The following is a 23,703-nucleotide window of genomic DNA, read 5'->3' on the forward strand; positions in this document are numbered from 1 at the left end:
AGTCCTTTGCACCCGAAGCTCTGGTAGGGACGCTGAATGGCTATGAACACCCCTTAGTCCACTAGCTCAAGCAACAACACAACCTTGATGTCATTGTCTGCAAGCTCGCCCTTCAAGACCGGGAGGAAACCTGTTTGGTGGGCAATCTCGATGCCTTCGCGATCGCGGATGAGCTGCCGCTAGAAACCTTTGGGCAGTGGTTGCCAGCTTGCCTCGATTGGAATGCTGGACAAGACCCAGACCGCTTCCCAACTGTGACGGCGGCTGAGGTGCTCTCTTTCCTCGCTCCCTACCACGACTAAAGCCACAGACAAGGAAAGTCTGGCTTGGGCAAGACATAGTTCAGATCTCAAGGTTGACCTGCTTGAGTTTGCAGAATCGCAAGGCACTCGTGCACAAACGCTTCTAGGGGTCAGCCCGATCGCTCCAAACACCAACTCGCTGTTGTCTCGCCCGCTGCTCGACCAGTGCGATCGTCTCCCAGGCTGGACAAGCTTTTGCTGTCGTCGGGTCTGCCAGCAATAATCCAGCTTCAACTAACGTTAGCTGAAGTAGCTCGCCTGAGAGCGAATGCACCAAGACGGTCTGTTCGCCATCCAAGTAGACCTGATTGCCAAGTTGTTGGAGCCTTTCAGTCAATTGCTGCTTCGCCCGATTGCGCCAGCGCTGCTGTTGGGGCAGCACAACACAAGCAAGACGCACCTGTCTCTTAACACTCTTTGCATCTGCCACGAGCATCGCATCACCCGCAAGCACCTGCATCACGTCATAAGCAGCCGGGTTTCGCTCCACCCTGGTTTCTGAAGCTTGCTGCCTTCGCATCCAGAGAGAGGCGAGAAAGAGGAGCAACAACAACGCAGGCAGTTTAAGACTGTGAAAGCTTTTTGATACCATTTTGAAGCCAGAAAAGGTCATTAAAAGATACAACCCTTAAACCATAGTGATACCCAATGGGGAGACATTAGAACACCGTTCTAACCGTCAACAACTGGCACCATGCTAGTATCACTCCGGTATCACTTAGATATTTAAATAATTATCGGAGTGATACCGCATTGATACCTAGATGGCATCATTACAACCCAGACTCTTCGCGCTCTAAATAAGAGAGCATCGCTTCCAGAATCCAATAATGCCTGCTAGTCTTCAGAGGTCGGTTCTGCACCACAGCATCGACCCGTGTTAACAGCGCTGTTGGCACCCTCAGCCGTAACGATTGGATCTCTTCCTCTTGGTCTTGTTTCGCTGAAGTCTGTGGCGGCTCAGCCTGTCCAACGACAGACCCACCCTTACTGATAAACGATTCTATGGGATCGACCGCTGTCACTTTTGGGGACGATCGGGACGCTCTGGGCTTAATTGGCATAACTACTACTTCCCCTTACGATACCGCCATGATACCTTAATGGCTTCATTTTGACTTCGCTTTGATTCCTTTGCGATTCCCTTTCGGTGCCTCTGTAACACCAAAAACATAGCGATAGAGCGCTTCCATTTCCGCGATCGCCTTCTTATCCTTTGCCTTGAGTTCCGAAACGGCTAACCCCTCCCCTCCTGTATTACGGAAAGCGCGACGGTTGACGATCGGCAGATCAACGTACTGGAGTTCTGGCGCTTCCTGCTTCGCCAGGTCTGCTGCCTGCTGGTTCTCTGATCCTCGCGCATCCGCCTTATTCAGAACGCAGTAAGCTACCAGGTCTGGATTAATCACCCGCGCCTCCCTCACAAGCTCCGAGAACGGTGCCAGCGTCCACACATCGTAGGAGCCAGGAAGAAACGGCACCAGATAGACATTGCCCACCAGCAACGCCGCTCTCTGACTGCCCGTATCCCGACCGCCCACGTCGATCACAATATCGTCATACTTTTCCTTGAGATTTAGCACCTCGGAGCGGACAGCCGCACCATAAAGCTGGACGGCTGTAAAACCAGCCCTACCTAAAAGCTCATTCCGTTGGAGCACGAAATCAGAAGCGCTGCCCTGCTCATCCGCATCCACCAGCATCACCTCATACCGTTGCCCCCCCGCTTTCGGCTCCAAAGAACGCAAAACAGTGAGGTTGGTCGCAATGGTCGTCTTACCAACGCCTCCCTTTGTCCCACCGACCACAATGATCATTTCTGCACCTTTGATACTATTGTGATACCGCGATGGTATCTTTTTTATCTATTTGACGTACCAGATTGGAGTCAAATATAGACCATAGCAAGCCGCACTGAAAGTTTTTACAGTGACACCAAGCAAAAAAGGAGTCCAGGCTATAGCTAAACTCCCCACACGAACTACTACCTTTTGCAAAGGAAAAAGCTCATCGATCCCTTGACCAGAGATCCCAGAGCGTTTGGGCTGTACGCGCTGGCACACCGAAGCGCTTGAGATTAGCAGCAGAGCCAAAAGCACCACAAACCCATCTAACAACCTGCCAGCGACCAGCAGACTGCTTGAGAATAGCTTGTCCACCTATATTCTCAGTAGACCAACTTAGGAGTGCATAACCATCAGACACAACAACACGATCCACCTTGACACTCCCCGCTCTAAAGAGACGGGGATTCTTAAGCAATCCAGAATCGGACTCTTAAAGGCGAAGTCAAAGCGCACTGGTTGGCATCCGTAACTTGTCATTCCCCTTTTGCCTCGTCTTCGAGTTGCTGGATATAGCGTTCGGTTTTTGGCTTCGGAAGTAGCCGCAAAAGCACAATGTCATGAATCTTTGCAGCGGAAATGAATTCTGGATGCGCTTGATGTGCGTAGAACTGTGCGGCGCTTAAAATCTCGCTGATTTCGTAAGGATCGTTTTGCAAATACGCGGGAACGTGCTGAAGGGTCTCTTGGGTTACTTGATACAAAACCGCCTCCAAATCTAAACCCTCACTAAGCAATTCTTTAACTCGTTGAGCCATCTCAGAACCTTCAATCATTTGTCGTTATCCTTGCTACTATCGACATAAGACTACTATAACAGCTAAAATGGAATTGTCGATATGTTGGTAGAAAACTACAAAGATTTCATGAGAAAGCAGAGCTTTGAATACCAGCACTACAACCATTCCGTAGGTTTAGCTATTGTCCATTTTGTCTTCGTGCCAAAGCGTCGTAAGCCTGTCTTGCGGGGTGAGGTCAGAAACAGGCTTACGACGCTTTGGCAAGAGTTAGCGATTGAGAAAAAATGGAATATCAGGGCTTGCGAGATTGCGCCTGACCACATCCATTTGTTTGTTGAGATTCATCCCACAGACCCGATTCACTTGGTTGTGAAGGCGTTTAAGGGTCGATCTTCTTTCTATCTACGGAAGGAGTTTCCTGAATTGTTGAAACTGCCTAGCCTATGGAGCAAAAGCTACTTCTTCAGCACGGCTGGCAACGTGAGTGCGATTACCATTCAGAAATACATCGAAGATCCACACCATCATTGAATACAGGCGGCTCAAGCCGCTAGTTGGGCTTTCCACCTCGCTCTAAAGAGACGAGGCTACCAGCCCTATCAGCTATTTCTGGTGTTGTTGATCTAGCTTCTTGCCACTCAACCGGGACGGCTTGGTGCTATGCAGCCTGAGCAATCAAAACCGCCATCACACTTGCTGGCAAGAGGTTTGCCTGCATCACCCCATCCCAGACTGTAAGCACAGGCGTTTCACCGTGACTCACAATAAAATTGCCAACCGCTCCAGAAAGAAGCAACTCTGCATTCAAGCCTGGGAAGGAAAGCGACCCAACCTCAAGAGCCGCCTCTAAAGCCGGGATGAGTAAGGCACTAGCAGACTCCAAATCCGCCTCGTAAATGGCTCTCAAGCGTCCCAACCGCGATTGCATTTCAGCCGTCAAACCGCCCACCTCACGCAAGGTACGATCGTCCACCTCATAGCCGTGATGTTGGAATTTAGCGATGAAATCGCCAATGCGTCCGAGTTTGTCAGTATCAAACGGTTCGAGCACGCTCACGATCGTTTTCCAGGTTCGCAGTTTGGAAGCCGTCAGACGATTGCGAAACGCGATAATATCCTGCGTTTCAGCCGTGTTAGGGGCAGGCACAAACTTCGATTCTGCCTGCGGTTTGGGAGAGTTGGCATAGCGCTCTTGCTTTTGGGCTTTTTCGTCCGCTGTCCGCTGCACCATGCGCTTAGTAGTAGCGGGACAGGTTGCCTCATAAAGATCGGGAGCAATCTCCCGCAGTCTCGCCCAGACACCTTCTTCGCGCTGAGGCGTATACATGAGCGCTGGGGCACAATGCGTCACATCAAGCTTGCTCAGTGTCTCTTGCCGAAAGTCATCCGAGATCTCCAACTCTAGACCTGCCTGGTCAATGAGACTCAATGCCGCTGCATCGTGGGGAATGTGGCGTTCAGAGCAAAATTGCTGCCAACCAAAGACATCCGTCAGCAAGGCATAGAAAGCCTCCCCGTTTGTACGCTGTACTTGCATTGACTTGTCCCCAACTATCTGATTTTTGGAGCCAAAAATACCGCGTACTGCCTGCTGGGACTTGCGGGCACTCAGTTGAGCGATCGAGACGGCTGTGAGCGTGAGCGCTTCCTTTTCGGGAGTAGCAACCATGATGTTTGATCCTTTGGGTAAGGTTAAGGTTAATTAGTGAGCAGAGAAAACCGGGTTCAAGTCGTTTTCGACTTCTTTGGGGCAGTTGTCCTACCAGGGGATTTGGTACTGGTAGCCTTGCTCCTACCAGCAGGCTTCGTTGCACTGCCAGCAAGCTTTTCGGTCATCGGTTCAGCTTCCAATTTGAAGCTCCAGAACCCACCCTTTTTACTTTGGAAGTAGACCGAAAGCTCCTTCTTTTGCGGGTCTTTGCCACAGTCGCCAGAGCAACGCAGCATGAGCTTGCTGGCACCCTCTTTGCTATAGGCAAACTCTTCTAGGGGCTTGCCACAACACTGGCAGACGAACGTTGTGAGCTTGCCTGGAGTCTTCGGCACACCGCTCGACTCACCCTTTTGCAGCCACTTAGCAGCCTTGTCATTCCAGAACATGACCAGATCGGCACAGGTCATGCATTTGAGGAAGAAGGGTTTGGAACTAAAGGTTTGAGCCTTGCGGTACGGCACCTGACTGAGCGGCTGGCTGCAACCGGGACAGGAGACATCAGACTTCGCATATGCCCTCGGTTGCTCCACGGCATCAATATCAATGCCAGCCTTGAGCAGCGCCGGACGAAAGAATTTGAAATCAAAGGCGATCAGGTATTGCTCCCATTCCTTCTCCCCTGCCGCAATGAGATCCAAATCGGTTTCCATCTTGGCGGTAAACTTGCTGTCAATCACTGCCGGGAAGACTTTAGCGAGGATATCAGTTGTCTTCATCCCCAAAGATGTAGGCACCATCGACTTTTTCTGAAAAGTGACGTATTCCCGGTCTTTCAACGTTTTGATGATGTTGGCAAACGTACTGGGTCGTCCAATCCCCAACCTTTCGAGGGTTTGCACTAACGAAGGCTCCGTAAACCGACCAGGGGGACTGGTCTTTTTCGCTTCGTGCCACACCTTCTGCACTGTCAAGGCTTGACCCTCTTGCACTGCCGGGAGTTGAGTGTCACCGCCCAGGTCAGAGAGGATTGTGGTGTAACCAGGTGCTTTGAGGATCGAGCCACGCGCTTCCCAAAACGTTGTACCCGACTGAATCACGATCCGGCTTTTGTCCAGTTGAGCAGGCGCACACTGAGAGGCAACCGCTCGCTGCCAGATCAAGGTATACAGCTTCAATTGGTCGTCGGAAAGAAAGGACTGCATCGCCTCTGGCGTAAACTTCACTTCCACCGGACGGATCGCTTCGTGGGCACCCTGAGAGCCTTCTTTTGCCTTGTGCTTGGTCGTTTTAGTCGGCACCAAAGCGGGATGTTGCTCACTCAACCAGTGGCGCACCTCCTCACAAAATTCAGGTGATAGGTCAACCGAGTCCGTCCGGTGATAGGTGATCGCACCATGCCGGGAACCATCGGGCAATGGCACCCCTTCAAATAACTCCTGAGCAAGGCTCATCGAGCGATCGCTACTAAACCCATACTTCACCCCTGCTGCCTGCTGGAGTGCTGAAGTAGTGAGTGCTGGTGGCGGTGCTTTCTGCGTGTTGCGACTGGTGCACTCGGTAATCCGGTGGGGGTTGGCACAAGCAATACCCACCAGTCGATCGGCTTCGGCTAAACTCGTCACCCGTTGCCGAGCTTCCGACGCTCCTGACTCTGCCGGATCAGCCGCATCATCAACGGCAGCGCTCTCCGCTTCGACTTCAGCGATCGCTTCCGAACCCAAATAGGAAGCGGTAAACCCCTCACCATACCGCGCACTCAGCGACCAGTAGGGCACAGGCTTAAAGTTTTCAATCTGCCGTTCACGCGCCACCAACAGTTGCAAAGCTGCCGACTGCACTCGTCCAGCCGACTTACCACCACCACCGTTTTGCACAATGCGCGATAGCTTGAACCCGACTCGCTTATCGAGACATTGCCGGGACCGCTGCGCGTTGATCAATGCCATATCCAGTTGCCGAGGATTAGCGATCGCAGCTTTGACGGCTGCTTCCGTAATCTGGGTGTAGGTCACACGATGGATGGGTTTTTTCCCACAGATTTGCTGTTGAAGGTGCCACGCGATCGCCTCACCTTCCCGGTCGGGGTCAGTGGCTAACCAAATGCTGTCCGCTCGACTGGCTAACCCCTTAAGCTTTTTGATCACGCTCTCACCACGTTCCCCATTGGCAACGTAGCGACACACCACACTTTTCTCTGTAATTTCAAACCCCAAGTTCTCGTTGCCATCACTGGCAAGCGTCGTAATATGCCCGACGCTGGCAGCAACTTCCCAATCAGCACCGAGAAACCCTTTAATCGACTTCACCTTGTTCGGTGACTCAACAATGAGTAATTTAGACATGATCTTTTCCAGTTTGTGTGCATGAATAACTGGAGAGGGGGCGACTCCGATTGAATTGACTTGAAACCTTTGCTGTAAGCCGTTTGGCGCTTACTTTATTCCTTTTAGTCTTCCCACCTGGAGGGCTTAAACTCGTGTGTGGGATTGCTTCACCGTGGCTTTACCGCTGTGCCAGCTCTTCTGGATCGTATTGATAAATAAGCTTTGCCATGACTGTCAACCAGTGAAAAATTTTACAGTGGACATGAACTAACGGGCATTTGCGACTTTTTGCGTCTGCGCGTGTTTTTGGAGCACAGCACTGAAAGCCTTGAAGGTCTGGTGATCCAGGTTGGTCACGGCTGAATTTTCGTGGTCTACCTTGCCTTTCACAATAGACAGAATCGTTTGATTCCGACTCTTATCAAACACCACCAAAGTTTGCGTTTTACGGTCTTCAGAGAGCCGAAAACGTCCCTTCTCACCACGATCGAAGACAACCTGACCACCAGGTTCCCGCTTACCGACTGACCGTAGAATCTGCACACTCATTGCCGCTACCTCTAGATTGCGGACTTGCGTTTGATCACGAGTCATCGCTTTCACCGCCGCCTCTGAGAGCGTAAATTCAGCATGGCTGAAAGTTACATCCCGTTCGGCAATCGGCTTGAACACTTCATCGCTATTTCTGAGCAAGTCATCACTCAGAGTGCGAATCCGATCGAGATAGGCACGATCACGCCCCAGATCTTTCGCATTGACCAGCCAATCCCGCATTTCACCCAGAGAAGGACTATAACGATCGCTCTTGGCTGGAGCTTGCCGCATCACGTTCACTGTCTCCGGATCATGCTGCTCCATCAACTGCTGTGTGACCAACAGCGCGGGTAGGGGCTGCTCCACGGTTGGCTGTAAAGGCTGGACTGCAACGATCAGCGCTGACTCCACTGCTTGAGATTCAACCGCTGGCTCCACAACAACAGCGATCGGCTCTGGTGTCGCCTGCACAGGTTCAACGGCTTCAGCTTCCACTATGGGGATGACTGGCGCTTGTGAAACTGCTAACTCATCGGTAAACAGCACGTTATAACCAGCCGCCTCCAAGCGTGGCACCACAACAGACAGATCTTCTTTGGGAAAGCCTGCCATCGGCACACAGAGATGGGCTGTCTCTGGTGTAGTGGCTCTAGTGGTAAGACTTGCACCAATCACATCAGCCACGATCGCCGCATCTTCAAAAAATCCTTCATAGAAAGACCCAATCGGCTTCAGCAAGAGGCTATCGGGATGTTGATCCTTAAAGGACAAATACTCTTGCAGTTCGGGAGAAAGTAGCGTCCGATCCACTAATTGCGAGTTGGTAAACTCAGGCTGTAGCTGCTGGCGACCAAAAGAGAACTGTTCGGCAACCCGTTTGGCATCCGCTTGCAGACTGGAAACAGGCTCAACTGCCTCAACGGTCGGCACTGGTACCGCTTCGACCAGTGGCGCAATCGCCTCAACCTCAGCCTGAATCGCCTCCACTGTGGGCACAGGTTCCAGTGCTTCATTACCCCTCAGCCTGTTTTGTGTCGGCGTATCGTAGGTAAGGTAGTCCAACGCAAAATGGGTCTGAGTCTCACCCTTTTCACCCGATCGCTTCTCCCAGGACTTGAGATAACTTGTCTCCGCTGTCAGTGCCAACTGCCCCGACGTGATCGCCTCTCTCACCGCACTGGTATAAGTAGGTAAGTAAAAGCTGTTAACAGAGTTTTGAGCATAGCCCTCTTCTAGAAGGGCAATCTCTGCCTGACAGAGTGACTGGATCTCTGCCTGAGACTGAAGTGGCTGCAACGCCTCCACAAAATGTTCAATCAGTTGTTGCCGCTCTGCCTTCGTCAACTTCGTGCGATCGCCATTCACAATCCGCTCACGATAGGTTGCAACCAGATCGTCACGGGACGGTTTTGATTCCTTTTCGGTATCAAATTGACTTATTTCTGATACCGGAATTGTATTAATTTGGTTTCTTTCTGGTATCGGAACAGTATCGATCTGATTCATGGCTGGTGCCACTTCAGGCACTTGAACACCACCGTCTTGAACCTGTACAACCGCTGGCACTGGAGACTCGCCAACCGCTTGCTCTGCGATCGCGGCAACAACCGCATCCACATCCACCTCAAGGTCAAGGTCTGGGGCAATTGCTGCCTCTGCAACTGTTTCGACTACAGGCTGTACGAGGGCAGCTTCAGCCTCCACAGCTTCAATCACTGCATCCACATCAAGCTCGTCCTCTACTGCCACAGGCTCAGCTTCCACAGCTTCAGCTTCCACAGCTTCAATCACTGCATCCACATCAAGCTCGTCCTCTACTGCCACAGGCTCAGCTTCCGCTGCCACGGCTACAGCTTCAGGCTGAATGACAGCAAGTAGCGCATAGGGCACTTCACTATCAAGCCAGTCTTGCAGATAGGCGGTCCCGCTTTTGGGTGCAAAGGCAGAGTTACCCTTAATGTCCGTGCCCACTAGCAGCAGTGTGTTATCGGGCTGAATCTGGAAGCGAAGCGACAGGGCATCAACCCCAACGCCATCGGCTAGAGACTGCTCAAATTGCAGCGTTTCACCCGTCCTGGAAACAACGAGCGGGTGTCTGCCCTTCGGGGTTTCAAACTCTAGGCGAAAATCCGACCCAAAGGATATCGCTGGGTCTGCCTTTTCATTGACCATTGCCAAAAATTGAGCGACCTTATCTGCCGTCTCTTCAGCCGCGTTCGCGTTGACTTGAGCCATGAAGCTTTCTGGACTGATAGCCTCTAGTCCTAACTCACGAATCGACGCATCACCTCGAACAACGCTGTATGTCTCCGTGGAGCCTAAAGCAGCGTCAAGTGCAAAATCAGCCGCCTCATCACGGCTCTCAAACTCACCGATCGCCTGTTCTTCCGCCCAAAGCAGTAGATAGTAAGCGTCAATGTTCTCCGCCGCTACTGCCACAGGTGACGGTTGCGCTTCAGCTCCAAGAGCTTCAATCACTGCATCGACATCAATCTCTTCCTCTACTGCCACCGCATCAAGGCTGGCTGCTTCTACTGCTGCCTGTTCTACGGCTTGCTGTTGCAACACGGCTGCTAGGCGCTGTGGATAGCCTTCGTCAATCCAGTCAGAAAGCGGTACAATCGCCACCCCAGGCGCATACTGCCGACTGCCATTGATAAAGGTAGCCGTCAAGTTGATGCCATCATCCAGCATTCTGAACTGAAGGGCGATCGAGTCACCCACACCAGCCGTTTGCTCCAGTGTCAGCACCCCATCGGTCAGGAAGGCTGACAGCGACACGCCATCACTAGCAGCCGGGATGACCACCGCAAAATTGGGCTGATCAACCAGGTTGGCTAGATCAATGCCACTTGCCGCAAAGAACTGTTGACCGAACTGTTGACCCAACGTGTCCGCGATCTTCTGTTCATAGTCAGCAGCCGTCAAACCAGAGGATGTAGTCACCGGAAGCTCAGTTCCAAGAGGCGTTGCAATTGTAAGCTGCTCAGCCGCAGGGATAGTTTGCCCTTCCGGTGTCACAGACGGCAAATCGAACATCCGTTGTAAATTCTTCGCCGCAACCACCGGATCACCCACCTCAATCGGTGGAGCCATCGACGCTAACATCTCATCCGTCAGCGCTTCCAGCTTGGGAATTTCCACGCCTAAGAACTGTCGAGCACCTTCCAATTCGCTGTAGGCACTGAGTCCAATGCCTTGCTGATAGAGCGCGTTCATCACGTCCGCTGCCCGCTCTGCGCTGACCGTCATCGCCATCTGATTGCCCATCGAGTAGAACTCATTTTGAGCCGCTTCCAGCACGATCGGGTTGTTGTAGTAGCGTCCACCTGTGTCCTTCGGTCTGGGTGTCGTGAGTACCAAATCGCCATTGCTGTAGCGCATCACGGTCATGTTCTGATCAGCCGTTTTGAGTTCATGCCGTGACGCGATCGATAGGAAGGCTAGAGCCTGTGAAGCCGATGGCATTTTGACGGGTGCTTTAGCCAACTCTTTCTCAATTTCAAAGCCTTTCCGCATCAGCAACCCCTGACGGACATTGCCCTGATAGTCCTTGTAATTGACCAGCTTCCCTTTGAAGTTAGAGAACGCACGAATGACATTACCCGTGAAGATCTGTCGTTTCTCGCGTGAGGCGTTCTGCCGCAAGTCAAAGGTGGTGTAAATGTCATTGCCGCTGTAGTCGGCAGCCTGCGCTTCCACGCGGATCGCGCCTCTGCTACTGGTATTAACCTTGGTGAAGGGCACCGTAATTTGACGCGCACCATCAGCTACCTGGATCTGGAGCCGCCAGTTGCCCGGAGTCGCAGGGTTGCCTTTGCCTTCTGACTTATCAACGACTTTCTGCACCACCCCGTAGTAGATCGTGCCGTCCTTCCCCACCACACGCACTGTTTTACCGATTTCAAAGTCCTGAAGAAGCTGACGAATAGCGCTGTACTGCCGTTTAATCTTGTCGTCAAACTTTGAGATCCGGGCTGCAATGTTGGCTTCCGTTTTCGCCTTGCTCTCCAGTTGCTCAGGGGTCAACGCCTCACCCTCTGCCACTGCGTAGGCTTTTAGCCCTGTCTCCTGACGCGCCACATAGCGACGGCGATAGTCATTCGTCCGCTCGGAGAAGCTACGAATCGTGGCGACCCGCCGCGCTTCGGCTGCATCTGCCAGCGCATTGAAGTCATGGTCATCCACAGAAGCGACAGGCTCTAACTCCAACTCAGACCGGATCAGATTCACGACTGCCAACTGCGGTAGGGGCATTCGGGGTGATTTACAATCCACCACATCCAGATAAACCGCACCCGCAAACGGTGAACTGTTGCCTTCGATCGCTGGGAGCAAATCCATCCGAGCCAGAGGCTTGGCATCCAGATCGAGCGTTTCGGCTTCCAGGATGGATTGCCCCATCGCCTGCTCACGCTCTACCAGGTCGTTATAATCCCGCTCAATCAGGGCATACAGCTTCTCTTGTTCAGCCACAGGGAGAGATGGAATCCGTCCCGTGACTTTGCGGATCGCGCCTTCTGCCTCCATTTGTTCAACATCAGAGTCTTCAGTCAAGCCGTCGATCGGGGAACCCAGGCGCATGTGCAACTCTGGGTTGTTGCCCATGATTTCCAGTACCACCTGATCGCCGTACTCATTCATGAAATCGGTGACACCATCCATCTCGAAATTACTGTCACGCGAGGCTGTCGTGTTGGCATTGAGCGATGCCATTTTCTTCATCAGGATGGCAGTCGGACGCTTTTCGGCTGGCACGTCACCAGTGAGGATGGTATAGCGCGGCTGTACCACCTGTCCGGTACGATTGACCCGCCCCAAGGTTTGCATGAAGGTATCAATGTTTAGCTCTGGCTGCGCGACGATCAACCGTCTGGGACGTTGATCCGCCACTTTTTCAGAGGCATGAAGACTAATACCTGTGGAGCCAGAACGGTTGAGAATCAAGACATCCAGCTTGCCATCGTTAAAGCCATTGATCGATTGAATATCCTTAAATTCAGACTTACTACGCTTCTGATACGTCTGAGTGCCATCGGCTTCGTACTGAATGCAGTCCGTGCGACCCGTGATTTCATCAACAACCACTCCTTCCTGCTGCAACCGCTGTTCAATATAGTCGATCGGTGAAACAGGCAGACCACTCCAGTCCATGTCTGCAATCATCTCCATCGTCTCGTCATACAGCGTGACGGCATCATAACCAAGCTCTCCATTGGTGAGCTGTCGTCGTTCCGTGGTGCCAAACGCATCCTTAGTTCGCACATCCCGCGAGCGCTCCAGGTATTTCCGCATCAGGTCGCCAAACGAGATATCGATCGCGTCCCCAACTTGCAAATTCTGGTCGTCGGCTGTATCGCCAATAAAGCTACCCATCGTATTGGAGAGGGCAAGGACAGGCTTTTCACCATTACGGACACTTTCTAATGCCTCCTGCACCGATGCTTCTGCCTTGATGGACAACAGCGATTGACCAATGACGTTGTGCATCAAGCTGGAAAAGTTAGTCGATTCTGCGCCCGCACCGCCTACAGAGGAGTCACCCGCAAGCCGCTTAGCATCATTTCTGATGTCTTTCTTCAAGGTTTTAACCGCCGACTGCTTGAGTTCATCAAACTCCAAGATCCGGCTCATCACGGATGCCAGATTGTCTGCCATCTGGTGCTCTACGGGTGCCACCTTCACCTTGAACTCAATGCCATCAAACGAGCGTTCCCGACGAATGTATTGCCCGGACTCCGCAAGCTTGGCAGCAATCATCTGTTGGAGCGGTACACCGCCCTCTTCAATCATCTCCGTCAGCGATTTAGCACTGTTCTCATCCTGCGCGAACCGCATTCCTGTCTTGCTGGCATACAAGCCCATGACATGTGGATTCTTCGCATAGGTCGCTGACGAAAAAATCACCCCACCCGCTGCCTTAGCCACCAACGAACGAGTGAAATCCGATCGATCCAGCGGACCCGCTGACCCAAATCCCTTTGCCGACCCACCCGCATTGTGGCTTTCATCCAGCACCAACATGCAGCGCCCAGCCGCCCAGGACAGAAACTCACGCCGGGGCGTGTCTTCACCTTTCACGGTCTGCAACTGGCTGTAGGTCGTAAAAATAATGTCCACATCTTTGAGGTCATTACCCGCCATTAGCTCTTTGAGCTTGTCTGACTGGTTCGCACCCGTTCGTACAATATCGCCGTTAGGCAACAGAATCTTGGCGCTATTGGCAGTGGGCAGAATGTTGTAGTGTGCGCCCAGATCAGTCAAATCCCGCACGATATCTGCTAGAAGTTTCGGCTTCTCCGTGCAAAAAATGACGGGATACCCCCGCTCTCTGGCGTACTTGATGGCACCAGCCAGCTGAAAACCTTTACCAATCCCGGTTTGATCGCCCAGGATAAAACCCTCACCTTTTTCCAGGTTGGCAATCCCCAGCGCAATCCCATCGACCTGTTCCGCCATGAACTGCTGAGGCATGTCTTCGGGCTTGATCCGCAGGCGATCGTACACATAATCATCCAACGAACCATACTGCGCTTCGAGACGTTTGAGCGCACTGGTGACAGACGTTTGCATATTGACAGGTAGGAGCGTTCCACCTGGTTTTGCTCGGCTCACAGCCTGATACGCAACTTGTTTCGCTTGTGGTCTTTCGTCTGCCATGCTGATAACCCTATCCTTCGGTGGTGTTTCAAAAGTTGTGAATGGTGTTTGTCGCTCTAGTCCGTCCGGCTCAGGTCTACCATCAGATCCAGCCAAGCGCTCAGCGTCGTGGTTTGAATCACGTCCTGTACCTGCGCCACTTGCTCCAGTTCGCTGGTCGTCGGACTCGGAAAGTTGAAGAGGTAATCCTTCGCGTCTAAGGGCTTCACTGCTTGCAATGCCTCCTGGAACTCCAGGTTGTGCAGTGTCATTGCTTCTGCCCATGCCGTCGATCCCGGCAACTCGTCCGGCTCCAACCCCGCTGTCTGTGGGAGTTGAATCGCGTCCAGTTGTGCCCGTCGCACGGCGTTCCGCATCAGCTCCCAGGCTGCTTCCTGACTCTCTTCTTGCAGAATCAGCCAGTCCACTCGCAGCAGCAGCAGGTTCATGTAATGCTGCCAGCGTTGGATCGACTTCAGATCGTTCGGCACCAGGATCGCGGCTACCTGCATCGTCGCGCTGTCCTCGGTCGCTGGTTGCCACACGGTTTGGGTTGCGAGGTAAAGAGACATTGGGTACTAACTCCTTTAAAGTTTCATAGGATGAGTAAACTTGGGGCAATTCAGCAGCAGGAAGCCGTCTTGAGGACTTACCCCGACCGTCAACGACAATTACATCAACGGGATAGCTCGTACCCTGACGGGCATACAAGTTGCCCGTCAGGGTGAAGTGCTGCGTCACGTTGTAGTTGTCGTACAAGCTTTTATAAAACGCGACATATTGCCCTCCGTTGTAGGTCGTAGCGGCTGCTTCCTGATTGCCAGTCTTTTGACCCATCGGAGCACCCAACACCAGCACTGCCCGTCCCTCGTCCTTCAACGACTGAAGGGAATGCAGCGCGATCGCGTGGTCAATATTGGTGGTTCTGTACGCCGGAGTTGCAGCCCCACCCCGTACCAGCCACTCTTTTGAAACACCACCGATACTCACCGCACCAAAAGGCGGATTCATGACGATGACATCCACTGGTTGCTTCGGTTTATAAGACGACGCATCCTGCTCCGTCACCTGAAAACCCTGCGCTCTTAAATCAGCCGCACGGACTGGATCAATTTCATTGACGATCGCTGTCTCTCGATTCGCCTCGACCAGCAAGGCACCATGCCCACCCGTAGGCTCATAGACCACTGACTCAGGCGTAATGCCAGCTAATGCCGACACCAGATAACCCAACGGCACCGGGGTACTGTACGCCTGGTTCTGAATGCTGGTAGACGAACGAGTCGAGAGGTTGGGTTGACGTTCGTACAAGTCCACTAGCCGCTCGTAGGCTTGTCCTGGTGTTTCTGCTGTGTCCACCAGCAGACGGGCAGTACGCACCAAACTCGCCTCAATGGTTTCCTCGGTTGCCTTTGCTTCCTTTGTGCCCCGCTCCACCGTGGCACCAAGCAGTTCAGACGCATAGCTTCGCGCCTCCACGATCGAGTTGAAACGCCCACCCTTGAGGAAGTAGTCAGAAAAAGCATCAATCAGGGCAGCATTCGACATTTTATGCACCCACTGCTTGCGCTTGAGGCACTACTTCTGTGATCACCAGCGACTCAAACCGCAGACGAATTTGATTCACTTCAACCACACCATCCCGCAGGGCATAGACAAGCTGGTCATCCCAACAGATTTCCAGCAAGCTGGGGGACTTAGACACCATCACCCCATACACGACTCCATCGACAATCCGCACAACTTCGCGTCCATCGTGGCGGATTGATACTACTCTCGGTTCGACAAATTTAGTTTCCATGACTCCCAATCACTGCGTTGACCGTTAACAAGCGAACCAGACCTAGCGACCAGCCGCAGTTTTGCCAGCTTTTTTAGTCGCTGCCTGCGTTTTAGCTAACACCTTGCCGCTACTGGTGAAATCGTTTAAATCCTTGTCGGTCAGCCTACTTTGCGTCCCGCTTTGATCTTTCCGAAACACTTCACCTTGACCATCTTTGCCAAAAATGCGCGTCACACCGAGGGCTTCAAAGAACTGATACCGTGCCCCACGAAAGGTTTTGCCAGCAGGCGATTCGACTGCACCTTGACTGTTGGTTAACGCATGGGCGATCGCTGCCACTTGCTGATGCTGCCACTCTCGCAACTTTTCTTTGGTGCCTTCCGGAGCCAGGTTTGCGAGTCCTTGCGCCATTTGCTGCAACCGATCGCCTGTCGTTTTTGCCGCCGCTACGGTTTTGTCTGCGACCACCTGACCACCCGCTCGGATCACGTCATACTGCTGATTGAGCGGCATTTGATTTTTGGTAATTTCAACACCACGAATGCCATTGTGTTGAAACTCCAGCAGCGCTTTCCCGTCACGGTCTTCCATGACATAGGTATTCATCTTGTTCACATCTTGCAGCCGCAAAGCCTTGTCGTCTTGGGGTTTCAAGCGCATAGTGAAGTCTTCAGTCTGGTAAACGGTTTCGACCTTACTCGCGTTACCTTGCACCACACCAAACTCTTTCACCAGCGTCATGACGCTATCGCAAAGTGCGCGCTCGCGTGTCTGCCGGGGTAGTTGCTGCAATGCCTTCAATCCCTCACGAGCCGCCGCTGCACCTTTGGTCTTCAGCTCTTCACCCAGTCCCGATGCAGCGACTTCCTGAAACCGATCGCGTAGCCAGTTGCGGGTTGGCTCCTTGAGCTGCTCGTGCAACTCAATCATGGCGATCGCCATTGCTGGAACTTTAGTGGTCATGTCTTCCACAGCCTGAGCAACACCATCCTTGAGTCGCTTAGCCGTTTGAGACGGCTTCGCAGCAGGTTCAGTCGCTGGGACTGGGACTGTTATCGGCTCTGGTAAGTACTCAATCAGAATTAATTACACAAATAGACATTATAATCAATAAGACCATAAAGTTGTGTAGTGAATGAGGTCTTAGATGCTTTTCATTCGAGAAATAAACCCACTGTCGTTGAAGCTGCTGGAACGGATCTACCGCCAAAGCCGACATCATCAAGTACGGCAAAGAGCGCCTTGCTTAATGTTGGCTTCGCAAGGCATCAAGGTGGAAAAACTTATGACCACTTTAAATGCGAGCTATAAAACAATCTACAACTGGCTCAAGCGCTGGGAAACTGAGGGCATGATAGGACTGTATAACAAACCCGGTAGAGGGCGTAAGCGCACCTTTAATCAGGCACAAGAAGAAACCATTAGAGCATGGGCTAAACAAGAACCAAGACCATTAAAGCAAGTGCAACAGAAAGTCAAAGCAGCATGGAACATTGAAACCAGTACCGAAACGATTAAAAGAATACTTAAAACCTTCTCGATGAGTTGGCATCGGCTGCGGCGTGCTGTTGGTGGAGAGCCAGAACCGAGACAATACGAGGAGAAGAAGGCACAGCTAGAAGCCTTGAAGCGGTTAGAAAATGAGGGCAAGATCAACCTCTATTTCTTAGATCAAACAGGCTTTTGTTTAAGTCCTTCTGTACCCTATGGCTGGCAAGATAAGGGTGAATACTTAACCATTAAGAGTCGCCGTAGTCCACGCTTAAATGTCTTAGGTCTGATGAATCGAAAAAATCATCTTGAAGCTTATGTTTCCACTCAAAGTATTAATTCTGATGTCGTGATTACTTGTATCGATACGTTCTTCCCCGTCGTCAATAAGCCAGCCGTTATTGTTGCCGACCAAGCCTCGATTCATACAAGTCATGCGGTTCCATTGAGTTTTGAGAATGAGAGAGTGGGTGGAAAGGGAATTTTCTGGGCATCTCATCATCTCATCACCTCAAAATAGGTTGATTCACCTTTCGGCTTCCTATTGCTCAATCAACTGCTCTCCTTTTTCTATATTGCGATCGGCATGTTCCCAGATCGCGTCGAACGCTGTTTTTTCCTTGGCTGATTCGAGTCTAACTGCCAAACCTTTCCTGGTAAGCTCCTGATTAGCATGGTAGAAATCACTCAACTTTCTGTAGAACTGATGAGAAGTGGGGAGCAAATACACATCGTTATCCAACACGCCAGTGAAGCACTCATTCGATGTCTCACAGATAGTCAACATAATTAAAAGTCTTTGACTAAATTGATAATCCGTTAGAGCCTCCTGAAAGTATCTGAGCGCGGGATGTTGGCTAGTATTTGATGCTTGCTGAAGTAGCTTTAACTCGTTTCCGATACTGTCAATACTAGAAGCAAACTCCGCAGTAGACATGCCTGATTTTAGGGCACTCGAAAGTTGATTGAAACTGGTGGCAAAGTTGCGTAACTTTTGCTTTACGGGTTCATTTATAAACTCATCAAGTGCTTCATTGTAGGTTTTTCTAGTCTTGATTGCCTCTGCGGAAACGGTTGTTCCTTCCGTTGGGATTTTTCTCAGTCGATCAATTGCGCCGCGCAGGTTGGCTTCAGCATCTTTGCGCTTTGTCGCATCTGTGGTGCCTTGATTCGCTGCAAACTGCTGATAGAGACCCTTTGCGTCATTGAAGTTTTGCACCGCAGTATGCTCACGATCACGTTGATTTTGAGCCACTGTGAGGATTTGCTGGTATTCTTTCAGGCGATTTTGGGCATCGCCGAAAATTGGTAACGATGCTTTCAGGTCAACAGGATTGCCGAAACTGTTTTGAATTAGATCTAAATGCTCGATCGCAGCTTCCAGTTTAACTACATGATCTGCCCACTCTTCCTCAGGAAGGACAGGCAATCGCTGAACAGCATCGCGGGCCGCTTCACTCATTGTTGCTGCTTCCTGAAACAACTTCGTCGCATCAATGTTGGTTTTGCAGAGAGCATATTTTGAGGTTAATGCCTGAGCATCCTTAACACCAAAGCCGGGAAATGGAGGAATTCCTTGAAGCTGAGTGGTCGCCTTGTTCCAACCAGCCTCAGCCGTGTTTAAGGCTTCTGCGTCTGAAAGGGTTGTTGTATTACAAGTCTCGCGCAATAAGGTTTCAGCTTGAGCAATTTTATTGTATTGCTCGGTTCTGAAATAGTTGCCTGCGATCGCGCTTCCCACAATAGCGACTGTAATTCCAGAAGCAATAATTGCCATCTTGAGACTGAGCCGATGCTTTGGAACTGTTCGCAGCGCTGGCGCGATCGTGATCTCGGAAGGTGCTTCAGTTACCTGCTCTGCTTCAATTGATGGAGACTGCACAGAGGTGGGAAGAGACCCAAGGGCTGGGCCTGGAGCCAGAGGTGGTAGCGGTGCAACGTCGTCTGGCAATTTAGTCGAACCTTGCGGTTCTAAAGCTTGAGGAACATTCTGACGGTCCGAGTCAAGCGTTTTGTGAGAATTATTAGAATGGATGGTGGCCATGGTGATGCCCTTCCCTGATTTAAGATGTGATACGGGTAGATACGGAAAACGGAAAATATAGCACGTTAAGGAATTGGGGGCTGAGTAGCAATGGAACAGTGGCAGCACTTCCTGTAGCGATGAAATATGGGCGTTACGACACAGTCTGTTGGTGCTCAGAGAGTTGTTGGGGCACCTTCTCTCGGTGGCAGATTAGGACATGTGGATTCATAAGGAATATCATCTCCCATAAACTTTTGCCATTCATCCATTGTGAGATTACGCCATACCTTCTGGCAAACCATCTCAGCCAGCCTATCGGTAGATACAAGCCAGAGGCGAACAGTATTGTCATAGCTACCTGAAGCTAAATATTTGCCATCTGGAGTAAAGGCAACGGATGTGATACTTTGATTATGATTTTCCAGGACAATGGGAAGTACATTGATTTTGATTTTGCCTGACTTCCAATCAATCTGGTTGATGCGCCACAGCCGGATACTGCGATCGAAGCTGCCCGAAGCTAATGTTTTCCCATCTGGACTAAAGGCTACCGAACTTACCCAAGCGCTGTGTCCTTTCAAACGAACATGAACTGGATACTTCGGATCAAGGTTCTCCAAATTCCATACTTGTAGCTCCCAATCATCACTGGCTGAAGCCAGCAACTTTCCATCTGGGCTGAATGCAATTGACCAGACTCTACCATTGTGATTTTGTAGAACAATCGGATCCGTATCGGGTCGTTCTACATTCCAGAGACAAATTTTGCGATCGTTGCCTGCCGATGCCAAGGTCTTGCCATCTGGACTAAATGCAACGGAGGTGATGCCATCTGTGTGCCCTTTTCCTTTGAAAGAGATTGGCTCAGGCTCAAGTTGATTCAAGTTCCAGAGCTTAACCGTGCCATCGATTTTCCAACTGCCCGATGCCAACCATTTTCCATCTGGGCTAAAGGCAACAGAGCTGACCCCATCTCGGTGTCCTTTCAATTCTCTGAGCCAAACATCCGAAGGCTTTCGTAAATCCCACAGACGGATGTTGTTGTCGGCACTGCCTGCGGCTAGTAACTGAGTTTGGCGATCGGCGCTGACAAACAGCGCGACTCCAAATACCTTACCGCAACGCTTAAAGATTTCCAGTTCAGTGATTTTCGGTTCAGTATCAAGTTGGCTGAGCTTCCACAACCGCACCGTACCATCTTCACTCCCCGAAGCTAGCAGTTGATCCGGCCCATCCTGGGAACTGATAGCGATCGAGCGTACTTTTTCTTGATGCCCTTTCAGAATCCTAGGCTGAGCAATGGGGGGATTCAAATCCCAAAGTCGCACAGTATTGTCCGCACTAGCTGAAGCCAAAAACTGACTGTCTGGACTGAAGGCCACTGAGAAGATATCAAAAGTATGTCCGCGAATAACCTGAGGTGCTTTTTCAAATTCATGAGCATCCCAAAGTCGAATGGTTTGGTCATCGCTGGCGGAGGCTAACATTTTGCCATCAGGGCTAAACGCCAGGGTTCGGATCTTTTCTGTATGCGCTGTGAGGACTTCGGGTACGGCTCGATACTGACTCATATCCCAAAGGCGAATGGTACGATCATCGCTGGCAGAAGCCAATGTCTGTCCATCGGGACTAAAGGCGAGAGCATTAACCTGCTCCTCATGACCATAGCGAACAGTGGGTTCTTTATCTGGTGTTTGAGCAGGCTCTTGCACATCCCAAAGCCATATAGATCGGTCAAAACAGCCCACAGCCAACTGAGATCCATCTGGAGATGTATCGGGGCTAAAGGCAAGAGAACAGACACTTCCCATTTCTCCCTTCAAACTATGTTCCTTTAGCACGATAGGGAATTGATCCGGCTGATGCCAATGCTGCCATAGCTTGACTGTTTTATCCTCGCTCCCAGATGCCAGGAGGTTTCCATCTGGACTAAAGGCAATGCATCTTACTCCTTGGTCATGATTTCCGATCACGGTGCAGACGGCATCTTCGTGATGTAAATCCCACAGCCTGATGGTCGTGTTACCGAGATTAGCAGAGGCTAACCAGTGTCCGTCGGGGCTAAAGGCAAGTGAGTAGACCTCTTTTTCGCAAGCACTATTCTCATGCTGATTATCCAGGGTTTTGGGTTTAGAACCATGCTGCGATCGATTCCAGTTCCATAGCCAAATTTTGCCATCTAGGCTAGCCGCAGCTAGTTTTGTGCCATCTGGACTAAAGGCGATCGAGGAAAATGCACTGGTATGCGCTTTCAATATGTTGCTGAAATGAGACGCACTCAGAACTTTTCTCAGTGCATCATCCACCCGATCTAACACTTGAAGTTTATCCTGCTGATTGAAGTGATATGCTTGCCGCGCTAGCAATGCGGCTACTTCATGTTGTTGCAGCAGTTTTTGCTGTAGTGATTGAGCTGCTAATTCTTTTTTAATTGTGTGGGTTCGATTCATTATTTCCTTATTTATTTTTTGTTCATGTTGATGGCGCTCTTGTTCAATGTCTTGCTGATCTTGCTCACGTTGTCGCTGATCTAAATGGCGTTTTTGCCAATCTAGAATTGGCTGAGCGAGAACATCATGACGAATTTCAAATCGTTCCTTGATTGGTTGATTAGGCAACGGATCGACCGTTTTCAAAATACGATAACCTTCACCAGCCAGAAGATTCAATAGATCAATCATCTCAGTACTATCACAATGAATACGCCCTGCTAAATCAGCAGCAGAATGAACACATTTAGTTTTGGAAGGTGTTACCAGATAGTTAAAGACTTTAAAGATGATATCTTTCTGTTTCTCCCCAAGTTTTCCCATAGCTTGATTCAAGTGCTCATTAACAATCTTTTTTACACCACCTAGGTTATTCAAGGTTTGTAGGCACAGGAACTTTAAATCACATTTTATTTTCTCTGCCCAAATGTACTGCATTACCAATTGGAGCAAAGGGGCTTCAAATTCTTCGTTTCCGGAGTTCCCGGAGGTAGATGAGTCGCTAGTTTCATCCTGAGTACCCTCAAGATCCTTTATGGAGAGGGGCCCAAGCTGATCCAAGACCGCCTCAACCAGTTCAGGGTCGATATCGATTGCCTTGGATGGCTGGTGGGTGGGTTCCTCAATGGGTTTGACCAGATCCGCGATCGTTGGATTTTCTCCCAGTTGCTTCATCTGCAAGAGATGGTCGAAAATACTCGGGATATATGCCTCAAAATGTTTGAGTAAATCCCTTGCCTCATCGCGAATAGAGATCAGGAAATGAACTGGCAGTTCAGAATGATTTACTGCACGAGCAAGTTCAGCGACAAAACTGTCCTCTTTCATACTCGGCTGTTGGTACTGGAAAAATTCCTCAAACTGATCGAGAATGATAAACAAGTGTACGTTTTGCTCGTCTCTGGCAAGGCGCTCTGCCCAGCCCTGCAAGGTTTCAGTCAATGAAGCTCGCGGTTCTGGGGCTAAGATATTGGGAAAGCGTTCTTTGAGATCTGTCTCAATCTGCTGAACTAAGTCAGTCACTGGATTGTTTTGCCAGGACTTGAAGGTAATCACCTCGCTGAGGTTACCCGTCCTCTCCCGAAAGACACGCGCGATCTCCTGGAGAACACGACTCTTGCCCGTACCGTTACCAGCGGATAGTACTGTTAGTCGGGAGGTTTGGAAATAGTCGGCGACAATCTGCTGAAGGTTGTATTCCCCAATAGGTTTGACAATTGCATTTTTTGCTGATACGCGATCCAGGTGCTTGAGTTCTAGTCGATCGTCAAGGATATTGAGGATGCGCTCATGGAAACGATCAAGTTTAGCAAGGGCATCTTGGCGCATGGCAATCAGGAAATTGACTAACAGGTCAGATCGGTTGACCCAGCGAGGGAATTCATCAGCGAATGTTCCCGCCCCAGCTTCTCGGGCGTGATACTGGAAGTATTCCTCAAACTGGTCAAGAATGAGGAACAGTTGTCCAAATCCTTGCCCTCCCCCCAACTTTTTCGTCCAAACTTGCAGGCTTTCAGTCGGTGTTGGCTCCATTTGCAAGTGAGTCGGGTTCATGTTCATTGCTTCGGCAACCGAATCCCGAATCTTCTCCAATAGCTCTTTTAAAGGGTTTTGTTGATGCCAGTCCCTAAAGACGACAACCACTAAGTGAGGTTTACCCGCTTCACGCCTCTGCTTGGCATTTCGGTGGACTATAGGTAGAACACCAGCCTCTAGAATTGAACTCTTCCCTACTCCACTTTCCCCCAACAAAACTGTCAGGCGAGAGACATACAAGCTTCTAGCAATCTTTCTTTCTTGCTCTTCTCGTCCAAAAAAGAACCGTGCTTCTTCTTCTGAGAAGGGAGTCAATCCTGGGTAAAGTTGAGGATTCATAT

General features: G+C 50.8%; 14 protein-coding genes and 1 pseudogene. 3 read left to right on the forward strand and 12 right to left on the reverse strand.

Annotation, left to right across the window (positions count from 1 at the left end; translation table 11 throughout):
• Positions 1-134 precede the first annotated feature (134 nt).
• Positions 135-302 carry a hypothetical protein gene (locus C7B82_RS32015; RefSeq protein WP_181357378.1) on the forward strand — a complete coding sequence of 56 codons (168 nt, stop codon included), beginning with the start codon at positions 135-137 and terminating at the stop codon, positions 300-302.
• A 103-nt stretch (positions 303-405) separates the two neighbouring features.
• On the opposite strand, the gene C7B82_RS07115 is transcribed toward C7B82_RS32015, so the two are convergent.
• The 4 genes from C7B82_RS07115 to C7B82_RS07135 form a co-directional block, all read right to left on the reverse strand.
• Positions 406-894 carry a thermonuclease family protein gene (locus C7B82_RS07115; protein ID WP_146141076.1) on the reverse strand — a complete coding sequence of 163 codons (489 nt, stop codon included), beginning with the start codon at positions 892-894 and terminating at the stop codon, positions 406-408.
• Between the two features lie 181 nt (positions 895-1,075).
• A complete protein-coding gene (locus C7B82_RS07120; protein WP_146141077.1) occupies positions 1,076-1,366 on the reverse strand; it encodes a hypothetical protein in 291 nt (96 codons plus the stop codon).
• A 45-nt stretch (positions 1,367-1,411) separates the two neighbouring features.
• On the reverse strand, positions 1,412-2,119 hold the full coding sequence (locus tag C7B82_RS07125) for a nucleotide-binding protein (RefSeq protein ID WP_106255617.1): 708 nt from the start codon (positions 2,117-2,119) through the stop codon (positions 1,412-1,414).
• Positions 2,120-2,622: 503 nt separating this feature from the next.
• A complete protein-coding gene (locus C7B82_RS07135) occupies positions 2,623-2,922 on the reverse strand; it encodes a hypothetical protein (RefSeq protein ID WP_106255619.1) in 300 nt (99 codons plus the stop codon).
• A 90-nt stretch (positions 2,923-3,012) separates the two neighbouring features.
• Here C7B82_RS07135 and tnpA point away from each other — a divergent pair, with 90 nt between their 5' ends.
• Entirely contained in the window at positions 3,013-3,417 is a 405-nt protein-coding gene (tnpA, locus tag C7B82_RS07140; protein WP_106255663.1) for an IS200/IS605 family transposase, read from the forward strand.
• A 127-nt stretch (positions 3,418-3,544) separates the two neighbouring features.
• Here tnpA and C7B82_RS07145 read toward each other — a convergent pair whose 3' ends face one another.
• The 5 genes from C7B82_RS07145 to C7B82_RS07165 all read right to left on the reverse strand — a co-directional run bounded on the left by C7B82_RS07145 (position 3,545) and on the right by C7B82_RS07165 (position 16,783).
• Entirely contained in the window at positions 3,545-4,555 is a 1,011-nt protein-coding gene (locus C7B82_RS07145; RefSeq protein ID WP_106255620.1) for a hypothetical protein, read from the reverse strand.
• 56 nt (positions 4,556-4,611) lie between these two features.
• Entirely contained in the window at positions 4,612-6,882 is a 2,271-nt protein-coding gene (topA, locus tag C7B82_RS07150) for a type I DNA topoisomerase (RefSeq protein ID WP_106255621.1), read from the reverse strand.
• A 249-nt stretch (positions 6,883-7,131) separates the two neighbouring features.
• Positions 7,132-15,585 carry a strawberry notch C-terminal domain-containing protein gene (locus C7B82_RS07155; protein WP_106255622.1) on the reverse strand — a complete coding sequence of 2,818 codons (8,454 nt, stop codon included), beginning with the start codon at positions 15,583-15,585 and terminating at the stop codon, positions 7,132-7,134.
• 1 nt (position 15,586) lies between these two features.
• Positions 15,587-15,838 carry a hypothetical protein gene (locus C7B82_RS07160; protein WP_106255623.1) on the reverse strand — a complete coding sequence of 84 codons (252 nt, stop codon included), beginning with the start codon at positions 15,836-15,838 and terminating at the stop codon, positions 15,587-15,589.
• Positions 15,839-15,880: 42 nt separating this feature from the next.
• Positions 15,881-16,783, reverse strand: a complete 903-nt coding sequence (locus C7B82_RS07165) for a hypothetical protein (protein ID WP_106255624.1) — start codon at positions 16,781-16,783, stop codon at positions 15,881-15,883.
• Positions 16,784-16,967: 184 nt separating this feature from the next.
• Here C7B82_RS07165 and C7B82_RS07170 point away from each other — a divergent pair, with 184 nt between their 5' ends.
• Positions 16,968-17,831: an IS630 family transposase gene (locus C7B82_RS07170; RefSeq protein WP_219904113.1), complete on the forward strand. Its 864-nt coding sequence runs from the start codon at positions 16,968-16,970 to the stop codon at positions 17,829-17,831.
• A gap of 21 nt (positions 17,832-17,852) precedes the next feature.
• Here C7B82_RS07170 and C7B82_RS07175 read toward each other — a convergent pair whose 3' ends face one another.
• From C7B82_RS07175 to C7B82_RS35025, 3 genes and pseudogenes are all read right to left on the reverse strand, one after another.
• Complete coding sequence (locus tag C7B82_RS07175) at positions 17,853-19,088, reverse strand: hypothetical protein (protein ID WP_146141078.1); 1,236 nt, start codon at positions 19,086-19,088, stop codon at positions 17,853-17,855.
• 422 nt (positions 19,089-19,510) lie between these two features.
• The gene (locus C7B82_RS07180) at positions 19,511-22,768 is read right to left on the reverse strand and encodes an nSTAND1 domain-containing NTPase (protein ID WP_181357380.1); all 3,258 of its coding nucleotides are present in this window, start codon (positions 22,766-22,768) and stop codon (positions 19,511-19,513) included.
• A gap of 258 nt (positions 22,769-23,026) precedes the next feature.
• A pseudogene (locus C7B82_RS35025) lies at positions 23,027-23,701 on the reverse strand (nSTAND1 domain-containing NTPase); the annotation flags it as partial.
• Between the last annotated feature and the right edge of the window lie 2 nt (positions 23,702-23,703).

It is taken from the genome of Stenomitos frigidus ULC18, assembly GCF_003003795.1.
GTDB classification, from domain to species: Bacteria; Cyanobacteriota; Cyanobacteriia; order Leptolyngbyales; family Leptolyngbyaceae; genus Stenomitos; species Stenomitos frigidus_A.